The organism is Methanospirillum sp. (genome assembly GCF_035406105.1).
Classification (GTDB): Archaea; Halobacteriota; Methanomicrobia; order Methanomicrobiales; family Methanospirillaceae; genus Methanospirillum.
Genome location: NZ_DAONKG010000255.1, coordinates 1 through 3,099 on the forward strand (window position 1 = coordinate 1; position 3,099 = coordinate 3,099).

4 protein-coding genes and 1 pseudogene are annotated in these 3,099 nt (G+C 47.1%); 2 read left to right on the forward strand and 3 right to left on the reverse strand.

Going from position 1 to position 3,099, the window contains the following annotated elements; genetic code table 11:
- From PLA23_RS11965 to PLA23_RS11975, 3 genes and pseudogenes are all read right to left on the reverse strand, one after another.
- Positions 1 to 536, reverse strand: a pseudogene (locus PLA23_RS11965) (DNA polymerase subunit beta); the annotation flags it as partial.
- Complete coding sequence (locus PLA23_RS11970; RefSeq protein WP_324327781.1) at positions 536 to 1,078, reverse strand: L-threonylcarbamoyladenylate synthase; 543 nt, start codon at positions 1,076 to 1,078, stop codon at positions 536 to 538. The pseudogene PLA23_RS11965 and the gene PLA23_RS11970, both read right to left, overlap by 1 nt.
- Positions 1,079 to 1,110: 32 nt before the next feature.
- Positions 1,111 to 1,806: a DUF5612 domain-containing protein gene (locus PLA23_RS11975; protein ID WP_502883629.1), complete on the reverse strand. Its 696-nt coding sequence runs from the start codon at positions 1,804 to 1,806 to the stop codon at positions 1,111 to 1,113.
- Between the two features lie 71 nt (positions 1,807 to 1,877).
- Between PLA23_RS11975 and PLA23_RS11980 the strand changes: the two genes are divergently transcribed.
- Positions 1,878 to 2,357, forward strand: a complete 480-nt coding sequence (locus tag PLA23_RS11980) for a hypothetical protein (RefSeq protein WP_324475327.1) — start codon at positions 1,878 to 1,880, stop codon at positions 2,355 to 2,357.
- A gap of 295 nt (positions 2,358 to 2,652) precedes the next feature.
- A partial coding sequence (locus tag PLA23_RS11985; protein WP_324475328.1) for an APC family permease occupies positions 2,653 to 3,099 on the forward strand: 447 nt, incomplete at its 3' end.

Below are 3,099 nucleotides of genomic sequence, written 5' to 3' on the forward strand. Positions count from 1 at the left end.
TAGGAGATATCCGGATTTCGTTTTTTATATACGGTCTTCCAGAGTTCCTCGTCCAGCTCTTCCACGGTCCCTTCCTGAATGGACCGAACGAGCTGCTTTTGGGCATGTCTGAAGGCAGAACCATACACAACACCATCAATATCAGAGCTCTCACTTCCAAGACCACAGAGAAGCGATCCGGTAACGCCAAAGGAACACGGAGGCAGATGAAGTGCCCTGACCAGTTTTGCAACCTTTGGATATCGTGTGGCGATGGTTTCTATATGCTCATCCGGTTTTAATACTGCTGCTATCGCATGTTTCGGAATTCGATGGACAAGGCCGACCCAGTCTGGATGATGCTTTTCAATAAGACGGTATGCTTCTTCAAACTCCACCTTACGGTACCGATTGCCTACGGTATCAACCCGGTCACCGGCAGGATCAGGGATATACCTGAGAACAGAGCCAACCGTTGTGTGATTATCATAGGCTGCTACGGCATAGTACCATCCATGTATGTCCCTGACAAAATCACGAAGACGAACCGGATTCATCAGGACCACTGGGCCAGAAAGGCTGCGACTGCATCTATCTCTGCACCGGCACGGATGATCTCCCTCAATTCAAGGTCTACAACCGTTGAAGGTATACCGGAGAGAGGTCCGGCATTTATCGCACAGTCATAGGGGACAGTGCAGAGATCCAATGAGACCGGATCAGGACCGCCTGAGAGATTGGCACTGGTTGCAGTAATGGGACTGTCAAACCGTGAGATCAGTTCAAGAGCAATCTCATGATTCGGATACCTGATTCCTATCTTTTTTGTCCCGGCAGTCAGCCATGAGGAGAGAATAGTCCGGGCTGGCAGAATGACGGTCACCGGGCCGGGTAGAAACTGATCAATAAATTCCTCAGCCAGTTCATCCACACAGGCCACTGCTCTGATCATATCAGGATCTGATACCGCAATTGAGATTGGTTTATGATATTCACGACCCTTTGCCTCAAAAACCTTCATGATTGCCTCATCAGAAAGGGCATCTCCTCCCAGCCCATACAGGGTATCGGTCGGATACACGACAATCCCGTCATGCATCAGAACCTGTAAAGCTCGCTCAATGGAATTATTCAGAATCTTCTCCCCCGTACACGGTTTACATCAAAAACTGCTATTGTTGATACATGCATCACGGCAAATACTCCTGCCTGAATAGGATCGGTCACAACCAGGTCGGCATGGTCTGCAACACTTCCGGCCATATTCAGCGCGATAACCGGAATTCCAGCTGCCTTAACCCGGTCAACTGACTCAGATACAGCGCCCCCCATAAGAGATCCTGCAAGAACCAGAATCTCAACCCTGGGAAGCCTCGTTACCGCATCAACCGCCTGAGAGAGGGTCTTCTCCCCGACAAGCGGTATTGTGTCCACAGATATTCTCTCTCCCCTGATATTGTGCCGGTCTGCTTCATTGACAGCACCCATAGCAACCTGAGCGACCTGGGCCCCGCCACCAATGATAATGACCCGTTTTCCATAGATATCGCCAAAAGAAACATGCTGGATTACATCCCTGACACCAGATAACTCATGCAGGGCTGTGAGAAGATTATCCTGATGAACGTCACCCTCATATTCAATATACAGCTCATCATATGCATCCTCGTTCCTACCATGAATTGTCTCAAGATGAATCATAACAATATTGGCGTTATGATCTGCAAATGTTCCTGCAATATCTTTCAAAACACCTTTCTGGTTTCGTGCATAAATACAGACTGCCTTCAGATTATCTTCTGACACCTGTGTAAATCCTCCCTGCATGATCGCACGTACTATTCCCAAGAAAATGAGATCTCAGAAAAGATACATCTTTTCGTGCATACTGATACCACATGTTTCCTAATGATATAATGAAGACAAACGGGCATATGAAGGACTCATATATGGCATATTCTTCTCTTGTATCTCACTGGACAGAGGGTCTGAAAGCAGAACAGAGAGTTATTTCAATATTCACTCATATCAGGGATATCCCCTATGCAATTATGCCCGAATGGAGGGAGCCAGATGACATCATCAGTCTGATGATTACCCAGAATAAGGGATGGTGCGGGCCGAAACATTACCTTCTTTCATGGATGTTTGAACAATCCGGTATTCAGGTCAGATACAAATATATCACATTCAGATGGCAGGATCAGCCATTTGACTATCCTGATTCAATTCGGGATCTGCTCCCCCATCTCTCCTTTTCCATTCATCTCTGCATAGAGGCACTCCTTTATGGTGCATGGAGACTTATTGACGCAACATGGGATCCCGGTTTAAGCAGGGCGGGGTTTTTCGTGAATCAATCCTGGGACGGGAGATAAGATACTCTGCCGGCTGTTCTTGCAGGCAACGATATACCAGACCTGAATCAAAAGATACGTGAACATCCTGATATCAGAATGACATTTATTCACCTACTCAATGAATGGATGGAAAGAGTTCGTAAAGGGTAATAAATGCTTGCGGAATTTTTCTAATGCCGTGTATTGTGTTAACTTTTCCATATTCATGACAGAGTATCGTTATATAATCAAACCCTGAACGGGGGATGTACCTTTTCTTCCCGAACGACCAAAGATAGGGTTTCATAAACCGTTTTCATTCATTGTGATATCCGTGCAGCCATCAATTCCAAAAACAGCATCCCTGTCACTTTCGCAGATCATCCCGTTGTATATCGGATCAGTCCTCGGATCCGGAATACTCCTCCTTCCAGGTCTTACGGCTGATTCAGCAGGCCCCGCATCGATTCTTGCATGGGTTTTAATGAGTATTCTTGCAATCCCTATGGCGCTTTGTATGGGGTTTCTCTCAGTCAGGTTTCCCCATGCCGGAGGAGTGTCATATTTTGTGACCAGAGCATGGAATCCGGATATTGGTATGCTTATCGGCTGGTTCTTCTTACTCTCTGCCATCATGGCAGTCCCCATTATTGCACTCACCGGTGCAGGGTATGCCGCATCGGCATTCGGACTTGGGGAGACGGGGCGATTGATCATTACAGCGGGGATTCTTCTCATCGCTGTCGGTACTAATTTTTTCGGGATGCGACTGACCGGTGGG

What these genes read in the sequence shown, in the direction of transcription:
- PLA23_RS11970 (WP_324327781.1), bottom strand. Translation starts at nt 1,078, where the DNA reads ATGCATGACGGGATTGTCGTGTATCCGACCGATACCCTGTATGGGCTG.
- PLA23_RS11975 (WP_502883629.1), bottom strand. Translation starts at nt 1,806, where the DNA reads ATGCAGGGAGGATTTACACAGGTGTCAGAAGATAATCTGAAGGCAGTC.
- PLA23_RS11980 (WP_324475327.1), top strand. Translation starts at nt 1,878, where the DNA reads ATGTTTCCTAATGATATAATGAAGACAAACGGGCATATGAAGGACTCA.